General features: G+C 48.3%; 13 protein-coding genes and 1 tRNA gene. 4 read left to right on the forward strand and 10 right to left on the reverse strand.

Annotated elements, in window-relative coordinates; all coding sequences use genetic code 11:
- Positions 1-64 precede the first annotated feature (64 nt).
- Complete coding sequence (locus RDP42_RS09125) at positions 65-2,695, forward strand: transglutaminase domain-containing protein (protein WP_308763426.1); 2,631 nt, start codon at positions 65-67, stop codon at positions 2,693-2,695.
- Here the strand turns inward: RDP42_RS09125 and RDP42_RS09130 are convergent.
- The 10 genes from RDP42_RS09130 to RDP42_RS09175 all read right to left on the reverse strand — a co-directional run bounded on the left by RDP42_RS09130 (position 2,679) and on the right by RDP42_RS09175 (position 15,120).
- The gene (locus RDP42_RS09130) at positions 2,679-3,428 is read right to left on the reverse strand and encodes a copper homeostasis protein CutC (protein WP_308763427.1); all 750 of its coding nucleotides are present in this window, start codon (positions 3,426-3,428) and stop codon (positions 2,679-2,681) included. The genes RDP42_RS09125 and RDP42_RS09130 overlap by 17 nt on opposite strands.
- A 284-nt stretch (positions 3,429-3,712) precedes the next feature.
- Positions 3,713-3,784, reverse strand: a tRNA-Arg gene (locus tag RDP42_RS09135).
- Positions 3,785-3,947: 163 nt separating this feature from the next.
- A complete protein-coding gene (locus RDP42_RS09140) occupies positions 3,948-5,450 on the reverse strand; it encodes an MBOAT family protein (protein ID WP_308763428.1) in 1,503 nt (500 codons plus the stop codon).
- Positions 5,416-6,384: a GDSL-type esterase/lipase family protein gene (locus RDP42_RS09145; RefSeq protein WP_308763429.1), complete on the reverse strand. Its 969-nt coding sequence runs from the start codon at positions 6,382-6,384 to the stop codon at positions 5,416-5,418. The genes RDP42_RS09140 and RDP42_RS09145 overlap by 35 nt, the downstream gene beginning before the upstream one ends.
- A complete protein-coding gene (locus tag RDP42_RS09150) occupies positions 6,371-7,747 on the reverse strand; it encodes an SGNH/GDSL hydrolase family protein (RefSeq protein WP_308763430.1) in 1,377 nt (458 codons plus the stop codon). Before RDP42_RS09150 ends, RDP42_RS09145 begins: the two co-directional genes overlap by 14 nt.
- 101 nt (positions 7,748-7,848) lie before the next feature.
- A complete protein-coding gene (locus RDP42_RS09155) occupies positions 7,849-8,490 on the reverse strand; it encodes a TetR/AcrR family transcriptional regulator (RefSeq protein WP_308763431.1) in 642 nt (213 codons plus the stop codon).
- Positions 8,491-8,503: 13 nt separating this feature from the next.
- Positions 8,504-9,271 carry an acyl-ACP--UDP-N-acetylglucosamine O-acyltransferase gene (lpxA, locus tag RDP42_RS09160; protein ID WP_308763432.1) on the reverse strand — a complete coding sequence of 256 codons (768 nt, stop codon included), beginning with the start codon at positions 9,269-9,271 and terminating at the stop codon, positions 8,504-8,506.
- Positions 9,272-9,293: 22 nt separating this feature from the next.
- Complete coding sequence (locus RDP42_RS09165) at positions 9,294-10,676, reverse strand: TolC family protein (RefSeq protein ID WP_308763433.1); 1,383 nt, start codon at positions 10,674-10,676, stop codon at positions 9,294-9,296.
- Positions 10,677-10,684: 8 nt separating this feature from the next.
- Positions 10,685-13,915, reverse strand: a complete 3,231-nt coding sequence (locus RDP42_RS09170; protein ID WP_303912559.1) for an efflux RND transporter permease subunit — start codon at positions 13,913-13,915, stop codon at positions 10,685-10,687.
- A 98-nt stretch (positions 13,916-14,013) separates the two neighbouring features.
- Positions 14,014-15,120 (reverse strand): efflux RND transporter periplasmic adaptor subunit, encoded by a 1,107-nt coding sequence (locus RDP42_RS09175; protein WP_374046969.1) that lies wholly within the window; start codon positions 15,118-15,120, stop codon positions 14,014-14,016.
- 429 nt (positions 15,121-15,549) lie between these two features.
- Here RDP42_RS09175 and RDP42_RS09180 point away from each other — a divergent pair, with 429 nt between their 5' ends.
- The 3 genes from RDP42_RS09180 to RDP42_RS09190 all read left to right on the forward strand — a co-directional run bounded on the left by RDP42_RS09180 (position 15,550) and on the right by RDP42_RS09190 (position 19,611).
- Positions 15,550-17,835 (forward strand): NADP-dependent malic enzyme, encoded by a 2,286-nt coding sequence (locus tag RDP42_RS09180; RefSeq protein WP_303912555.1) that lies wholly within the window; start codon positions 15,550-15,552, stop codon positions 17,833-17,835.
- Positions 17,836-17,936: 101 nt separating this feature from the next.
- Positions 17,937-18,116, forward strand: a complete 180-nt coding sequence (locus RDP42_RS09185; protein ID WP_072543263.1) for a hypothetical protein — start codon at positions 17,937-17,939, stop codon at positions 18,114-18,116.
- Between the two features lie 160 nt (positions 18,117-18,276).
- Positions 18,277-19,611 carry an NADP-specific glutamate dehydrogenase gene (locus RDP42_RS09190; protein WP_308763435.1) on the forward strand — a complete coding sequence of 445 codons (1,335 nt, stop codon included), beginning with the start codon at positions 18,277-18,279 and terminating at the stop codon, positions 19,609-19,611.
- Positions 19,612-19,783 lie beyond the last annotated feature (172 nt).

Consider the following 19,783-nt stretch of genomic DNA (forward strand, 5'->3'; position numbering starts at 1 on the left):
CGATGAAGAAAGACCCGTTTCCGTGTCTTTTCTTTTTTACTTGTCACTCATATTTTTTATCTACATGAAAAAATTAGTTATCCCTATTTTAGGTTTCTGGCTCAGCTGCCTCTTCCCGGCCTGTACCTCTTCCGACCATTTTCTGAAGGAAACTGACTATCGTCAGAAGGTAAAGACCGACTTCAACCAGAAAAAAGAAGTGCTCAACCGGGGCAATCTCTTTGCAGTTTTCAATGAGGAAATGACGCAAGAAGAGCGGGAAGCCATGATGTTCCTGTATGCTTACATGACACCGGGCGACATTGCCGACTACTCCGGCGATTTCTACCTGAAAAATGTACGTCTGTCTTTGCAGAACCGCAAACAAACGTCCTGGGGTTCACAAATCCCGGACTTGATTTTCCGTCATTTTGTACTTCCCATACGGGTCAACAACGAAAACCTGGACAATGCGCGTGAAGTGTTCCGCAAGGAACTGATGCCTCGCGTTGAAAAACTGTCCATGTACGACGCGGTGCTGGAAGTAAACCACTGGTGCCATGAGAAAGTAATCTATACCCCGACCGACAGCCGTACCAGCGCGCCGTTGGCTACCGTCAAGACCGCTTACGGACGTTGTGGAGAGGAATCCACCTTCCTGGTAGCCGCCTTGCGTGCAGTAGGTATTCCGGCCCGTCAGGTCTATACCCCACGCTGGGCACACACGGACGACAACCATGCCTGGGTAGAAGCCTGGGTGGATGGCAAATGGTACTTCCTGGGTGCCTGCGAACCGGAACCTGTGCTGAACTTAGGCTGGTTCAATGCACCGGCAAGCCGAGGCATGCTGATGCACACCAAGGTATTCGGAGCCTACGATGGACCGGAAGACGTAATGAAAACCACTGCCAACTACACTGAAATCAACATTATCGACAATTACGCACAGAGTGCACCGGTCACCGTCACCGTAGTCGACTCCTTGGGTAAAGCGGTGGAAGGAGCTCATGTGGAGTTCAAGCTTTACAACTATGCAGAGTTCTATACCGTAGCTAATAAGACCACTGACGCTTCCGGTAAAGCTTCTCTTTCTGCCGGACTGGGCGACATGCTGGTCTACGCTTCTGCCAACCAGCGTTTCGGTCTGAAAAAGGTATCTTTCGGCAAGGACAAAGAAGTAACCCTTGCCCTCACCCATCGTCCGGGCGACGTGTTTACCGACACCCTGCACATCGTTCCCCCTGCCGAAAAGGCTAATTTACCGGAAGTAACCGAAGCCCAGCGCAAGGAAAACACCCTGCGTATGGCCCAGGAAGACTCCATCCGCAATGCCTACGTAGCCACTTTCCCGACGGAAGAAAAAGCCAAAGCATTTGCCCAAGGACTGAAGCTGAATGAAGCACAGACCAGTGATTTTATCGTGAAATCCAGAGGTAATTATGCCGACATCATGCAATTCCTTTCACATGCCGCAGAAAAAGGACAGGGCACACGGGCACTGGAGTTGTTAGGAACCTTGGCCGAAAAAGACTTGCGCGACACCCCTTGCGCTATCTTGGAAGACCATCTTTATGCGACCGATGCCGCAGCCGATGTGAAGGAAGTACTGGCCCCGCGTATCGCCAGCGAAATGCTGACCCCTTACCGGAGCTACCTGCAGAAAGCCTTCCCAGCCGAACTGGCTGCCCAAATCAAGGCCGACCCTCAGATGCTGGTAAAATGGTGTAAGGACAGCCTGCTTATCCGCAACGATTTGAGTACCTTGTTTACAACGACTTCTCCGGAAGGCGTATGGCGCAGCCGGGTAACCGACTCCCAGTCGAGAGACATTTTCTTTGTGGCCGCTGCCCGCAGTTTAGGCATCCCGGCCTGGAAAGACGAAGTGAACGGCAATATCTGCTACCGCCTCAACGGCAATCCGGTACTGGTGGACTTTGAGAAATCGGAAGGAGGCAATCTGTCGGAAGGTATACTGAAAGCAACTTACCAGCCGATTCCGCGACTGGATAACCCGAAATATTATACCCACTTCACCTTGTCGAAGTACGACAACGGCACTTTCCAACTGCAAAATCATCCGGAAAATGCCAGCTGGGCTTCTCTGCTGAAAAACGGAAGCCAGATGTCAACGGGTTATTACATGCTGGTAACCGGCAGTCGTATGGCCAACGGAAGTGTGTTGAGTCAGGTTTCTTTCTTCAACGTGGAAGAAGGAAAGACCACCGTGACTCCGCTCTGCATGCGGGACAATACGGAGGAAGTACGTGTCATCGGCAACTTCAATTCTGAAGCACTCTACACTCTCCCGGACAATGGCGAACAGACCTCCATCCTCAACACTACAGGACGTGGCTATTACATTGTAGGCGTATTGGGCGTAGGACAGGAACCCACCAACCATGCCTTGAAAGACATCGAAATCAAGAAAGCGGAATTTGAAAAATGGGGACGCACTCTCGTGCTGCTCTTCACCGACGAAGCTGCCTACAAGCGGTTTGACCGCAAGGAGTTCCCCAACCTGCCGTCGAACGTAGTATTCGGTATCGACAAGGACGGCAGCATCCTGAAGATGATTGCTGAAAACATGAAACTGGGCAGCAAACCCACCCTGCCGGTGATTATCTTAGGCGACACGTTCAACCGTGTAGTCTTTGAGTCACACGGATACACCATCGGCATGGGCGAGCAACTGCTCCATGTTATCCACGGACTGTAAGCGCCTCGATGGTGCGACGTACCTTTTCGGGAGTCGTGACCGGATGAGCATATTCATCCATATCCGTACCTCCCATCGACAAAGCCGGATTGCGAAGAAGCATCCGGCTTTCTTTTACTTCGCGCGCAGAGAAATGGAATTCACGGGCATCCGTCACCCGGGCCAGTTCGGCAATGTTGTGTTCATTCACCCCACATCCCGGCATGATGATGATACGGTCGCCTGCCTGCTTCACCAGTTCTGCCAGCAGGGGTGCTCCTTCCATGGCTGTAGGCATCTGACCGGAAGTCAGCACACGGTTCACTCCCATCTCAATCAGTTCCTCCAATGCTTTGTCCGGCGACTTCACATAATCAAAAGCCCGGTGAAAAGTAACCGAAAGTCCCTTGGCAGCCTTCATCAGGCGCTGCATGGCCGGCTTGTCAAGTTCTCCTTCCGGCGTGAGGCACCCGAACACCACCCCATCGGCCCCAGCCTGACGAGCTGCACGGATGTCTTCTTCCATAATATCCAGTTCTGAAGAGGTATACAGAAAATCGCCTCCACGCGGACGGATAATGACATGCAGACGGATGTCAATCAATTTCCGGGCTACCATAATTTCCCCGATAGACGGAGTGGTTCCCCCCTCCGGCATGCCGGCACACAATTCTACCCGATGAGCCCCTCCCTGCTGGGCTGCCACGCAACTCTCTGCGGAGTTCGCACAAATTTCAAACATGTAGTTTTTCATCTTTCAGTCAACTTTAAAGAGTGATTTTTTTCACCTTCCGTCCCCCCACTTTGCAACTGCCGGAAAACGCTTCGACGTTTCAATCCAAACGCCTAAGCGTTTTAACTGAAACGCAAGTGCGTTTTGTCTCAAACGCAAGGACGTTTTATGTGAAACGCAAGTGCGTTTGAACTTAAACACAAGTGCGTTTTCCAACCGTGGTATACACAGGTTCCGAAAGGGTCTGTACTTATAAACAAAAAAGCTTATTAAACCGTTCATTTTCAGTCTAATAAGCTACTATGTACGCCCGTGGGGAGTCGAACCCCAATCGAAGGAACCGGAATCCTTTATTCTATCCATTGAACTACGGGCGCAAATACCAATAAACCCACTTTCCAGCTTCCTTTGGCAAAAAGGATTTTTCGAAAGCGTGACAAAAATACAATTATTCCCCCTTTTCTCCTAATTTTTTCAGGAAAAAATGGTAGCCTTCTGCCAAAATAGTTGCCTCTTTCTCACGCCTGCGACAGCAATTTCTTAGAACTGGAAATAGATAAACGGCTGAATATCGCTGCTTTTCACCTGAATCACCAGGTAAATCAGTGCAATCATTACCAAAGCCTGTGCCACCAGCGGCAAGCGTACCATGCCCCGGCTGCAAGCATTCTGCCAGTTGTCGGGACAGAAATGCAGCAGAAAACCGACTCCCATCAAGGCAAAGACCTTCCAGTAGCCCGTCAGCAGCTGTTCCAGCAACTCCGGATGGAAAGCCGTAAATATCTGCCGGATCATGGTGACAGAAGCCTCGAACGTGGCATTACGGAAGAAAATCCAGCAGAAGCACACAAAATGGAAGGTTATTATCACCGCAAAGAATTTCCGGATACCTCGGCTGCGATATTGCTTGGGACGCCCCAACAAACTGCGGAAAAACTTATGCAAGGCCAGTGCCACCCCGTGCAGTCCGCCCCACACCACAAAATTCCAGGAAGCACCGTGCCAGAGACCACCTAACAGCATGGTCAATATCAGGTTGATGTACGTACGGATTTTCCCTTTCCGGTTGCCACCCAACGAAATGTACAGGTAATCGCGCAGCCAGGTAGACAAGGAAATATGCCAGCGATGCCAGAAGTCGGTCACACTGTCCGACTTATAAGGCGAATTGAAGTTGAGCGGGAAACGGAAACCTAACAGCAGGGCAATACCGATAGCCATGTCGCTGTAGCCCGAAAAATCGCAATAAATCTGCAACGCATATCCGTATACACCAAACAGGTTTTCCAGTCCCGAATACAATCCCGGATTATCAAATATACGTTCCACGAAGTTCACACTGATGTAGTCCGAAATAACCGCTTTCTTGAACAGACCGCTCACGATAAAGAAAATCCCCTGCCCGAACATCTCCGATGAAACGAACAGCGGCTGCCGGATTTGCGGAATGAAATCGCGGGCGCGCACAATCGGTCCAGCCACCAGCTGTGGAAAGAACGACACATAAAACGCATAATCCAACAGGTTCGACAGCGGTTTCAAATCCCGACGATACACATCAATGGTGTAGCTCAGCGACTGGAAGGTAAAGAAAGAAATACCCACCGGCAGGAAGATATCGAGCGGCTGGAACTGTCCGTTCCACAAGGGAGCCAGCATCTCATAGAAGAAGTTCGTGTATTTGAAATAGCAGAGCAGTCCGAGGTTGATACACAAACTGCACACCACTAACATTTTCCGTTTCCATGCCGACACCGTGACCTCCATCCTGCGGGCCAGCAGGAAGTCGGACACCGTGACAATGCCCAGCAGAAAAAAATAGAATCCGCTGCTCTTGTAATAGAAATAGTATGAAAACAAGGTGACAAACAGCAATCGTGCCGTAGTCTTCTTCTGCAAAAGCAGATAAATCAGGCTGAATCCTAAAAAGAGAAAGAGGAACAGTCCGCTGCTGAAAATCATCGGCTGTGCAGAATCATACGTCAGCACATCCTTCAATCTATCCCAGTCAATTCCGAGTTCCGTCCAGTTGAGTTTCCACATAATTGTTGTATGATTTGATAATCGCTTCGTGCAATAATAATCCTTGCAGGATATATCCGTCCTGCGTGAAATGAATCTTGTCTCGTTGATAATAGTTTCCGGCACTCCAGTTCAGACATGCCCTCCGTTCGCCGCCCACAATATGGTAAATATCCCACAAAGCCAGTTTCCGGGAAGCCGCATAATCCTGTTCCGTTTTCACCACCTGTTTCGTACGGGGATTGATTACCCGAGCCCCTCTCCGGCCGTTGCGTACGTAAGCTCCCGGTGGAGTGGTCAACAGATACACGGCATTCGGACACCCTTTCTTCAGCTCTCCCAACAGATAATCCATGTGCGCCACATGTTCAGTGGAAGAATATCGACGGGCATGTGCCTCGTTCGTGCCAAAAGAAAGAATCACCAAGTCTGGATTCAAGTCGATAATCTGCTGTATGTTCTCTGGCGTAGCAAACGAACCATAAGTTGCCCCGTTCACTCCCAATATGTGGTAGACGATTCCCGGTGCCCCCGTTTCCTGGGCCAAACCCGACGTACGGTAACTCACCTGCATGTCAAGTACCGCTTCCCGCCCGAAATCCTCCTCTAACTGCCGTCGGACGACATACGGAAACACATGTCCGCGCACGTGCGAGTCACCGATATGAACTATCCGCAACGGACGGTCGAGCACAGAAAGCTTCTGCCAGAAAGGAAGGAGTTCTCCCGTCGGGTCTTCAATCCGGTTGTCCGTCGTTTCCCTGAAACTGGCAGGCATCGGATTGCTCACCTGTATAAATTTCAGCAGCTGCTGCATGGCCTTGCTGTCGGACACATGACCGGAATGCCGGTCAGGGCGTGATTTCACCGGCAACACATCCTGTGCCGACACCCCCGTAGCCCATAAGCACAGCACGCACCACATTATCCAGCCCCACAGTTTATTCCATCTCATAAGCCTTCCGTTTCTCATACTGTTCTTTTCCATACATCAAGGTCTCAAACAGAAGTTGGGCCATATGCTTCCCTCCCCTGAAATTGATGTGTGTATAATCATAATTGGCCATCTGCGGTTTGCCTTCCACCATCTTCACCATGCTGCCTTCCCCTCCCATGGCTTCAAACATGTTCCAGAAGGCCACGTGCGTTTCTGCGGCCAGTGCCTGCTGGTACCGAATCAATCCTTTCACGCCGGGCATGGTACGCAGTTCACCGTTTTCATCCTTGTATTCCCGGTCGCCTACACTGACAATCAGAATAGAAGTCTCCGGGAAAGCCTCCTTCAGCCGTTCCACAATAGGCTTCATGGCGTTCTTGTAATATGTATAGTTCAACACATTCTGTGAAGCCACATTCAACCCATATTGCAACACAATCAAATCATAAGGCCGCAATCGGTTGTATTGGCGCAGGATAGACATCGGAATATGTGCCAGCTGCTGTCCGCTACTTCCTCGGGTACTGAAATTATCCACTACCACTCCCCGGTGCGGATCCATTGTCACGGCATAGAACAAGGCTGCTGAGTCCAGCTTTTCCACCGTCCAACGTACGGAACCAATCCGGCCATCGACAGACACGGCCTGCAATTCTCCATTTCCTTTCACAGGGAAGGAATGCGTCTTGCTTCCGTTCACTGAGGCCATCAAGGTAACAGAGTCGGCAGCCAGGAAATAGCAGGTTGACACCTCACACGTATCGATATGCGAAAGGAAACGCTTCTCACCTTTCAGCAAAACATACGCTCCGACCGAAGGAATAAAATAATGATTGGAAATATCCTGACGGGAACGGTCAAAATGCACAGAGTCTGTAATGGCATGACTGCCCCAACCTCCAAACGATTGGTGCACCGTAGGACGGAAACCCGCAATTTTATTCGTAATCGGCACATATCCCACCCCGCATCCGCCAAAACGCTTCTGCAACATCTCACGCAAATCGCCGGTCAAAATATCTGCCTCGATAAAGGAATCTCCGAAATAAGCGATACGCACCGGCCGGTTCAGGGCATTCACCTGACTCAACGCCTCATAAAAATGACTCATTCCGCGCCCCGTAGAATCCACATATTCCTCAATGCATACCATGCCGCTCTTGCAGGTATCCACAAAGACAGGCTTCGCTGGAGGAGGCAATATCAAGGAATCCGAATCCATCGGCTCCACCAATTCCTTTTTCACGCGGACATCAGAAAGCAAGTCTACCCTTCGCAAAGGCTTTCCATCTAAAGAGACAGAGGGTAAATAATGCAGTGCAAACAGACCTGCCACGACCAGAACCGTAAACAGGAAAGTATATAATAATCTATTCTTCATGAATTTTCCTCCAAAATCGACTGCAAAGATAATGAAAGCCGAGTGCAGAGGCAAATAGAAAACGCAGTTTTCTGATTTTGACTATGCCGAGGCGTATTTCGTCACCCTTGACGCTTTCCCCGGATATTCTTCAAGAATTCATCCACCATGCGGTTGCCTTTTTCCGTAGTGATGCCCCTCATGTGCAGAATGGTAATCTCACTGTAAATCTCAGCCAGCGGATAATGCAGGGTTATATCGGAATAAATCAGCAAATCCATCTGCATAGCCATGGTCTGATTGATAATCTGGAAATTAATGTCGTCCCGAAAAATGCCCTGTTCCACCCCTTTTTGGAAATATTCCACCGAATCGGCATCGTTTTGCCGTTGTTCTTCGTGTATAAAGTCCAACACCTTGGGATATTTGCGTAAGTCACGAAAGAACAAGGGATTTACCAGACATAATTCGTTGACTTTGCGTTCATAGAATTTAAGGATTACTTCCAGCACGTTTTCCGCCCTGGAAGTAATCTCTTGCATATTTTCATTGATCCGCTGGCGATATAAGCCGAAGACCTCCAGCAGCAACTGTTCCTTGTCGCCGAACAGTTCATAGAGGGTACGCTTGGATATGGACAAAGAACCTGCGATGTCGTCCATGTGAACGGCTTTAATGCCCGAACGCTTAAACGCTTCGGCCGCAGTTTCCAATATGCGTATTTTCAGCTCCTCACGGTTGCCTTCTCTTCTCCGCCCTGCCATCTGATCACTTTAATCAATGAATGATACCTAATTGTGAAGATTCCACGAACTGAAGAATATTCTCAATTTCAGGTCCGTGTGGAATCTGTTCCCGGATACGAATCAATGCATCATGCTGCGATGTATTGGCTTTATACAGGATACGGTAGGCCTGTGCAATGTGCTTGATAACCGTTTCCGAAATACCAGTATATTCCAGCACCTTCGTATTGATGCTATAAAACGCAATCGGTTCGTGAGCAGCCACGATATAAGGAGGAATGTCTTTAATGAAACGACATCCACCCTGTACCAGTGAATAGCTTCCCAAACGCGTATTTCCCTGCATCAGTACATTCGAAGTCAGGATAGCACAATCGTAGATAATGCAGTTACCAGATACCTGTGAACCGTTACCGATAATACATCCGTTTCCTACTTCCACATCGTGTGACAGACGAGCACCCGTCATAATAAAATTGTTGTTGCCCACCTTTGTGGCATGTGAAGGATGAGTACCCCGGATAATCACGGAATTCTCACGAATCACATTGTGGTCGCCGATGATGGCCAACGTATCTTCACCCGTATAGGCAAAATCTTGGGGAACAGCCGCAACGACTGCTCCCTGATAAACTGTATTCCCGTTTCCCATGCGCGTACCACTCATCAGGCTGGCATAGGGCATAATCACATTATCATCGCCTATCTCTACGTTCTTGTCGATATAGGCAAATGGATGTACCGTCACATTTTTGCCAAGTTTGGCCGACGGATCCACATAAGCTAAAGGACTAATCATGTTTCTTCATATTTAAGGTTACTTATTCTCTTCCACCACCCAGTGCGCTGTACAGGTTGATGACAGCCTGCATACGCTGGAAGTTATCGGAAACTTCGCTCAGCTGGGCGCTCAACAGATTCTGCTGTGCGGTCAGGATTTCCAGGTAAGTGGCATCCCCACTCTGGAACAAGGCCTTGGTGTAGGTCACCGCCTTATCCAACTGGTCCACCTGTCCACGGTCTTCCACCAGCTTCTTGTTCTGCGTGTCGTACAGGTACAACGCATCGCTCACTTCCTTACCGGCTTCCAAAATAGTCTGTTGGTAATTCATCTGCGCAATCTTTTCTTCTGCTTTTGAAACCTTCAAGTTGGCAATCAGCTTACCATTGTTGAAGATAGGCTGAGCCAGTGAAGCCACTGCATTCAGAATCAGTTTTCCCGGATTCAATACAGCCATACCTGCACTGTTGGTCCATCCGGCAGTACCCGTGATATTCAGTCCCGGATAGAAAGCAGCACGAGCCGAATTAGTGGTATAATATGCCGCAGCCAAGGTCATTTCGGCCATCTTCACATCCGGACGGTTTTCCAATAACTGCATCGGCACGCCGGCAGTCAGTTCTTCCGGCATTACCTGCTCATCCAGTGTGCTACGATCGATAGGCTGCGGAGCCTTAGCCAACAACACAGCCAGTGAATTCTCGGTTTCACGTACCTGACGTTTCAAGTCGAGCAAAGAAGCTTCTACCTGATGGCTGGCAGCACGCATCTGAGCCACAGCTGCCTCGGTTGTCATACCGGCAATCTTCATGGCTTCCATTACCCGTACGTTTTCCTTGTAGATGGCCGCTGTTTCGGTGGTGATTTCTACCTGGCGGTCGAGCATCAGCAAAGAATAATAGGTATTGGCAATACCGCAGATGATTTGTGAACGAACAGCCTGTTCAGAATATTTGCTCTGTTCGTAAGCCACTTTCTGTCCACGCTTTGCATTCAGAATCTTTCCAAACAAATCAATTTCCCAGCTGGCAGAAACCGGCAACTGATAAGTCTGCGTCGGTTTCGACTTGTCAAAGCTGCTCAGTGTCCCCTGAGGAGTAAAGTTAATGGTAGGCAAGTAAGACAGTTTCGCCGCCGTCAACATCACTTTCGCTTCCTCTACGCGGAGTGCAGCGGCCTGCATATCTACGTTGTTGGCCAGTCCTTCTTCAATCAAGGCCTGCAATTTTGCATCACAGAACACTTCCTTCCAAGGCAGATTTCCCATGTTGGCTGTGTCCGAAGCCAACGTATCGGTCGCCGAAGCCGGGTCGCGATAGATGCCTGAGGCATCTATCGTTTCCGGACGGTCGTAAGCTTTATAAATGTGGCAGCTGCTCATCATGGCAGTCAGACACATCATTCCTATTATCTGTTTTTTCATTATCAATCTTATTTATGCGTATTAGGAGAATACTGTTCAATTTCAGACTCTACTTCGCTTTCATCGAGGCTATCCCATTCCATCGGTTTAACCTTTTCTTGCAGCCACTGGAAGATGACGAACAATACAGGTACGATGAAGATCTGCAAAATCATACCGATCAACATACCACCGATAGCGGAAGAACCCAATGTACGGTTACCGTGGGCACCTACACCGAAGGCAAACATCAACGGAAGCAAGCCGACAATCATGGCCAAAGAGGTCATCAAGATAGGTCGCAAACGAGCGGCGGCACCCAACACGGCAGCCCACGAAATACTCATACCTTGCTTACGACGGTCGAGGGCGAACTCTACAATCAAGATGGCGTTCTTTGCCAACAGACCCATCAACATAATCAAGGCAATCTGCATGTAGATATCGTTTGACATAGAACCTACAATCATCTTCAAGGCCGGGATACTACCCAATGCACCGAATCCGTTGACAAACAAGAAGCTACCCATCAAACCGAACGGTACGGAAAGCAATACGGCCAACGGAAGAATATAACTTTCATACTGGGCACTCAACAGCAAGTATACGAATACGAAACAGAGCACAAAGATGATACCCGTCGTACTGCCACTTGAAGAAGCTTCCTCACGCGCCATACCTCCTAATTCATAACCAAATCCAGTCGGCAGATTTTCCTTGGCCACTTCTGCAATAGCCTGCAAAGCCTGACCTGAAGTATATCCTGATGCCGGAGCTACCATCACTTTCATAGAAGTGTACAGGTTGAAACGGCTGATGATATCCGGACCGTATACTTTCTTCAAGCTGACGAACTGCGTGATAGGAGCCATTTCTCCGTTGCTTCCACGTACTTTCACGCCATTCAGCGATTCCATGTTCTTAGTGGCATCCGGTTCTGCCTGAATCATTACACGATACATCTTACCGAAACGGTTGAAGTTAGAAGCATACAAACCACCGAAGTATCCCTGCATGGTAGAAAGGATGTCACTCGGACTAATACCTGCTTTCTTACAAGCTGCCGCATCAATATCCAGCTGATACTGCGGGAAGCTCGGGTTGAAGGTAGTCTTCGCAGAGTTGATTTCCGGACGTGCTTCCAGAGCAGCGGTATAACTGTTCACCACTTCGAAGAAGTGATCCAAACTACCACCGGTCTTATCCTGCATGTTCAACTCGATATCACTTGATACTGAATAACCCGGAATCATCGGAGGAGCAAAGAACAATACCTGTGCATCCTTGATGACTTTCTGCGCACGCATGAACAAGGTCGCATAAACGATATCCGAGTTCTGCATCAGTGAACGTTCTTCCCAGTCTTTCAACTTAATGATGACAGAACCGTAAGAAGGTCCCTGACCACCGATGAAGCTGTAACCGGAAATGATAGTACGTGACTGAACAGCCGGTTCTGCAGCCACCAGACTATCTACCTTATTTAATACTTCCATGGCACGTTCCTGTGAAGTACCAGGAGGCAATGTCACGGCACCCATAATCGTACCGGTATCTTCATTCGGCACCATACCGGTCGGAGTAATCTTCATGAAGAAAATCAACAGCACAATAGAAGCAGCTACCAATCCCATGGCCAGCCATTTCTTATGAATAAAGAATACCACACGCTTCTTATAGCTCTTCAGCAAAGAATCGTAAGCCGCATTGAAAGAGGTATGGAAACGGTCAATCATGCTCATCTTCTTCGGCTTATGTTCAGAGTCATGCGGTTTCAGGAAGAGGGCACACAAGGCCGGTGACAGAGTCAAGGCGTTCAATGCAGAGAAGGCGATAGAAATAGCCATGGTAATACCGAACTGACGGTAGAACGTACCGGCCGTACCACCCATGAAACTTACCGGGATAAATACGGACATCATGACCAAGGTAATGGAAACCAGTGCACCACCCAGTTCACTCATGGCATCGATAGAAGCCTCACGGGAAGACTTATATCCTTGGTCCAGTTTTGCATGGACACCTTCCACCACCACAATGGCATCATCGACCACAATCGCAATGGCCAGCACCATCGCAGAAAGTGTCAGCAAGTTCACACTAAATCCAATCAGCTTCAAGACGAAGAAGGTAGCAATCAAGGCCACCGGAATGGCAATGGCCGGAATCAATGTAGAACGCATATCCTGCAAGAAGACATATACTACAATGAACACAAGGATAAATGCCTCAATCAAAGTCTTGATAACTTCGTGGATAGACGCATACAAGAAGTCGTTGGCATTCTGTGCCACATTAATCTTCAAACCGGCAGGCAAGCTTTCTTCTGCCTTGCTGATTACATCCAGCAAATTGTTGATGGTTTCCGTAGCGTTGGTTCCCGCCATCTGGAACACGATACAAGTTACAGCCTTATGACCGTTTACCGTATTATTAAAGGTATAGGCCAAACGACCCAGCTCGATACGGGCTACATCTCCCAGACGGAGCACTTCGCCGTCGGGCAGCGCCTTGATAACGATGTTTTCAAATTCACCAGTCTGCTGCAAACGTCCTTTATAACGGATGGTATACTGATAAGTCTGATTACCACGTTCACCAAACTGTCCCGGAGCCGCTTCGATGTTCTGTTCAGCCAAGGCATTGGAAATATCGGCCGGCACCAGTTTATACTGAGCCATGATATCCGGCTTCAACCAGATACGCATAGAATAGTCCTGACCCATCACGTTGGCATCACCCACACCTTTTACACGCTGAATTTCCGGAATCAAGTTAATCTTGGCGTAGTTTTCAATAAACTCGATGTTATACTTATCTTCTGCATCATACAATGAGAAAATCAACAACATAGAGTTCTGACGTTTCTGTGTAGTCACACCGACTTTGGTTACTTCGGCCGGTAACAGACCTTGTGCCATAGAAACACGGTTCTGTACGTTGACCGCTGCCATATCCGGGTCAGTACCTTGGTTGAAATATACACTGATATCAGCTGAACCGTTGTTGGATGCACTTGACTGGATGTACATCATGTTTTCCACACCGTTAATCTGGTCTTCCAACGGAGCAATCACAGAGTTCAATACAGTCTGTGCATTCGCACCCGTATAAGTGGCTCTTACCGATACGGTAGGAGGCGCAATGTCCGGATACTGGGTAACTGGCAGCGTAGCCAGACCGATCACACCCAAGATGACTATCAAGATAGAAATTACCGTTGATAGCACCGGACGGTTAATAAATTTATCTAGTTTCATTCTTTAAATACTATTTTTGTTACAGTTCCGGAAAATCCTTTGTTACCCACACACTCGTGCGGCTTGGGGATTTCCTTCCACCTTACGCACATTATTTATTAATTGAAAGCTGTCTGAATGTTTCCATCCTTCTGATCCTGCAAAGCCTTCTTATACTTTGCTTCCTTCTCAGCCGGAGTAATCGGTTTGATTTTCTGTCCGTCGGTCAGTGTCTGTACACCTTCGATGACAATCTTGTCACCCGGCTTCAAACCACCCGTCACAATGTAATTCTTACCGTCATTCAAATTAGAAATCTGTACTTCCGTATGTTTGATGGTGCTGTCGGCCTGCAACACATACACAAACTTCTTGTCCTGAATTTCCTGTGTAGCAGTCTGCGGAATCAAGATGATGTCGCTCATCGTGTAAGGGAATACCACATTGGCCATACCACCACTACGCAACACGTTCTGCTTGTTCGGGAAAATGGCACGCATACTTACAGAACCCGTAGTCTGGTCGATGACTCCACTCACGGCATCAATCTTACCTTCTTCAGAGTACATGGTTCCATCGGCCAGCTGCAATTTCACTGCCGGCATCTTTTCCAATTGTTCCTTCAAAGTACCCCCTGCACGTGTCAACTCCAGCAACTGTTTTTCAGTCATGGAGAAGTACACATACATATCGCCAATCTGAGACACTGTAGTCAGCGGTTCAGCTACCGACGGACTTACCAGCGCACCCACACGATACGGGAATGTACCAATCACACCATCCGAAGGGCTTGTCACCGTACAGAATCCCAAGTTTTGTTTAGCAGCAGCATAAGCAGCTTCTGCCTGCGCCAGACTCGCTTTTGCAGAAAGCAGATTGTTTACCGCCGTCTGATATTCAAAGTCACTGATAATCTTCTGCTCGTGCAACATCTTCTTGTTGGCTTCCGTAGAAGTAACTGTTTCCAGGTTTGCCTTGGCTGAAGCTACGCTGGCCTTAGCCTGGTCGTATGCAGCCTTATACTGCGTCGGGTCAATCTGAAACAAGGCCTGTCCTTTACGAACAGTTGCACCTTCATCCACACACAATTTCACAATAAAACCTGATACTTGAGGACGGATTTCAATGTCCTGCAAACCTTTGATTGTTGCCGGGTATTGAGTTGACTGATTGCTGGAAGTAGCTGAAACTGCCTCTACTGCAAATTCGTCATCACCCATTTTCATACCCCCCTGACCACCGCAGGCAGTCAGAACCGAAAGAGTCAATGCATAGAATGCCACTCGGCTAGAAGAAAGACTTCTGTTTCTTTTTGTGCTCATACTTATATTCATACTAAAAATTGATTTTTTCACTCATTCTCTCAATATAAAAGTTTTCCGATGAAAACTTTAAGCCTTTTTTTAGTTTTTAATGGTGCAAATATAGCAAAAAAATGCAGCCTGAAAAACGAGCTTTAACTAAGAATAACCATAAAACAGAGATATCATTACATATCGCCAAATTAATCCGACCAATTGACGATAAACATCGACAAAAAATATGAACAAAATCCGTTTTTTCGTTTTTTTCTAAAAAAAACAGTCCATTTGTTATTTTATTCCTACATTTGCGCAACACTTTATTCTTTGAAATACCCAAAAAACGAAGAAAATATGACAAAAATAACTAAAGAAGCAGCCTTGCTATACCATTCGCAAGGCAAGCCGGGGAAAATCGAAGTAGTCCCCACAAAACCCTATCAGACACAGAGGGATTTGTCACTGGCCTACTCTCCCGGAGTAGCAGAACCCTGTCTGGAAATTCAGAAAAACCCCGACACGGCCTATGATTACACCGACAAAGGTAACCTGGTAGCCGTCATTTCCAACGGTACCGCCGTATTAGGACTGGGCGATATCGGTGCCATGAGTGGAAAACCGGTCATGGAAGGAAAAGGCCTGCTGTTTAAAATCTATGCCGGCATCGATGTGTTCGACATCGAAGTAAACGAAAAAGACCCGGACAAGTTCATTGAAGCCGTGAAAGCCATTGCCCCCACTTTTGGAGGTATCAACTTAGAAGACATCAAAGCACCCGAGTGCTTCAAAATAGAACAACGCCTGAAAGAAGAACTGGACATTCCGGTGATGCACGACGACCAGCACGGCACAGCCATCATCTCCAGTGCCGGTTTGCTAAATGCCCTGGAAGTGGCCGGAAAGAAGATTGAAGACGTGAAGATTGTGGTTAACGGGGCCGGTGCGTCCGCCGTTTCCTGCACGAAACTCTATGTCTCATTAGGTGCCCGTCTGGAAAACATTGTCATGATTGACAGCAAGGGGGTTATCTCCAAGCAACGCACCGACCTGAACGAACAGAAAAAGTTCTTCGCGACCGACCGTACCGACATCCACACCTTGGCAGAAGCCATCAAGGGTGCCGATGTATTCCTCGGCCTGTCCAGAGGTAACGTCCTGACACAGGATATGGTGCGCAGCATGGCCTCCCACCCGATTGTTTTTGCCCTGGCCAACCCAACTCCGGAAATCTCCTACGAAGACGCCATGGCTTCTCGCCCAGACGTATTGATGTCAACTGGCCGTTCCGATTATCCGAACCAAATTAACAACGTCATCGGATTCCCCTATATTTTCCGTGGTGCCCTCGATACCCGTGCTACTGCCATCAATGAAGAAATGAAACTGGCAGCCGTACGTGCCATTGCCAACCTGGCCAAGAAGCCCGTACCCGATGTGGTCAACGAAGCCTACCATGTAAACAACCTGACCTTCGGCCCGGAATACTTCATCCCGAAACCGGTCGACCCGCGTCTGATTACCGAAGTTTCCATGGCCGTAGCCAAAGCTGCTATGGAGTCTGGTGTAGCCCGCAAACAGATTACCGACTGGGACGAATACAAGAACCGTCTGAAAGAACTGATGGGACAGGAAAACAAGCTGACCCGCCAGTTGTATGAAACGGCCCGTCGCAACCCGCAGCGCGTAGTCTTCGCCGAAGGCATCCACCCCAATATGCTAAAAGCCGCCGTAGAGGCCAAAGCCGAAGGCATCTGCCATCCGATTCTGTTGGGTAATGAAGAACGCATCGCCAAACTGGCCAAGGAACTCGACCTGAGCCTGGAAGGCATCGAAATAGTCAACCTGCGCCACGACCGTGAAGCCGAACGCCGCGAACGCTATGCCCGCATCCTCTGCGAGAAACGTGCCCGCGAAGGCGCCAACTTCCAGGAAGCCAACGACAAAATGTTCGAGCGCAACTACTTCGGCATGATGATGGTAGAAACCGGCGAAGCCGATGCCTTCGTTACAGGATTGTATACCAAATACTCCAACACCATCAAGGTAGCCAAGGAAGTCATCGGTATCCAGCCAGGATACAAGCATTTCGGCACCATGCACATCCTGAATTCCAAGAAAGGTACCTACTTCATAGCCGACACCCTGATCAACCGTCATCCGGATACTGACACGTTGATTGACATTGCCAAGCTGTCGGCCAAGGCGGTACGCTTCTTCAATCAAGAACCCGTGATGGCCATGCTGTCCTACTCCAACTTTGGTTCCGACACTGAAGGTAGTCCAGCCAAGGTACACGAAGCTGTGAGCCAGCTCCATCAGGAATACCCCGAACTGGCCATCGACGGTGAAATGCAAGTGAAGTTTGCCCTGAACAACGCACTCCGTGACGAGAAATATCCTTTCACCCGCCTGAAAGGCAAGGAAGTGAACACCCTGGTATTCCCGAACCTGAGTTCAGCCAATGCCACCTACCAGCTTATCCAAAGCATGAGCGAAACAGAAGTCATCGGCCCGATTCAGATGGGATTGAACAAACCGATTCACTTCACCGACATCGAAAGCTCCGTGCGCGACATTGTCAATATCACCGCCATTGCCTGCATCGATGCCATCGTCGACAAAAAGAAAAAAGCGCAATAAGCGTTTCATAATCCATTGAACCCACACGGAGGTACAGCCGCAAGGAAACAGACAGATTCCCTTGCCCGTCTGTCCCTCCGTGTATTATTTCCTATTGCACTATGAGAAAACCACTCAACCACACCCAATGTGTCATACTGACTCTATGCTGGGCCGCCCTCTGCTTTCTGGTCCTCACTTCCACCCCTAAAATAGACGGACCGCTCATTGTCATGATACTGATTTCGGGAGCCTTGGTATTTATTCCCGTTATCAAGTCACTTAAAAACAGAAACAAATAAACACAAATAAGTTACTAAAAAGATATTTTTGACACTTTCCTCTCACTTTTCTTTATCTATTGTTGCATGAAAGAAATTTTATCTATATTTTTGGCACATCAAACAAAACGATTAACCTGATTAATCAAACCAATAAATAAGACAGATAATCTTTTAAATTATGAATGCAGCAAAAGTTCTGGAAGATCTGAAAAGAAGATTCCCCAATGAACCTGAGTATCATCAGGCAGTAGAAGAAGTGTTAGGAACCATCGAAGAGGAATACAACAAGCATCCTGAATTCGATAAAGTCAATTTGATTGAACGTCTTTGTATTCCCGACCGCATATATCAGTTCCGTGTCACTTGGATGGACGACAAAGGTAACATCCAGACCAACATGGGTTACCGCGTACAACATAACAACGCCATTGGCCCGTATAAAGGCGGTATCCGTTTCCATAGTTCCGTCAACTTAGGAATCCTGAAGTTCCTGGCTTTTGAACAGACCTTCAAGAACTCACTGACCACTCTGCCGATGGGTGGCGGTAAAGGCGGTTCCGATTTCTCTCCGCGTGGCAAGTCCAACGCCGAAGTGATGCGTTTCTGCCAAGCCTTCATGTTGGAATTGTGGCGTCACATCGGTCCTGAAACCGACGTTCCGGCCGGCGATATCGGTGTAGGAGGCCGCGAAGTAGGCTATATGTTCGGTATGTATAAGAAACTGACCCGCGAGTTTAGTGGCGTATTGACCGGTAAAGGCCGTGAGTTCGGCGGTTCACTCATCCGTCCCGAAGCTACCGGTTATGGTAACATCTACTTCCTGCTTGAAATGCTGAAAACCCGTAACATCGACATCAAGGGCAAGACCTGTCTGGTATCCGGTGCCGGTAACGTAGCACAGTACACCGTTGAAAAACTGATTCAGTTAGGCGCCAAAGTAGTCACCATGTCCGACTCCGACGGTTACATTTATGACCCGGACGGCATCGACCGTGAAAAGTTGGACTACATCATGGAATTGAAGAACCTCTACCGCGGACGTATCCGTGAATATGCAGAGAAATACGGCTGCAAGTACGTGGAAGGCGCTCGTCCTTGGCACGAAAAAGCCGACATCGCTCTTCCTTCTGCCACTCAGAACGAAATCAACGGCGACGATGCGAAGGCTTTGATTGCGAATGGCGTGTTTGCCGTATCCGAAGGAGCCAACATGCCTTCTACTCCGGAAGCTATCCGCGTATTCCAAGAAGCCAAGATTCTCTACGCTCCGGGTAAGGCTGCCAATGCAGGTGGTGTATCTGTATCCGGTCTGGAAATGACACAGAACTCCATCAAGCTGAGCTGGACTCAGGAAGAAGTGGACGAAAAGCTGAAAAGCATCATGAAGAACATCCACGAAGCCTGCGTGAAATACGGTACGGAACCCGACGGTTACATCAACTATGTGAAGGGTGCCAACGTAGCCGGATTCATGAAAGTGGCCAATGCCATGATGGCTCAAGGTATTGTATAGGGATATTCAGTAAATGTCCCCAAAATAAGATGGCATATGAAATGATTATGGTCTATCATCTTCATATGCCATTTTTTATTGTCAATTTTCCATGTATTCTTACATAATTCTATCCATCAGGACATGACACTTCTGAAGAAGCCAGATGACCTCTTCCGATTCCGTCAGTAAA

It is taken from the genome of uncultured Bacteroides sp. (genome assembly GCF_902472605.1).
Classification (GTDB): Bacteria; Bacteroidota; Bacteroidia; order Bacteroidales; family Bacteroidaceae; genus Phocaeicola.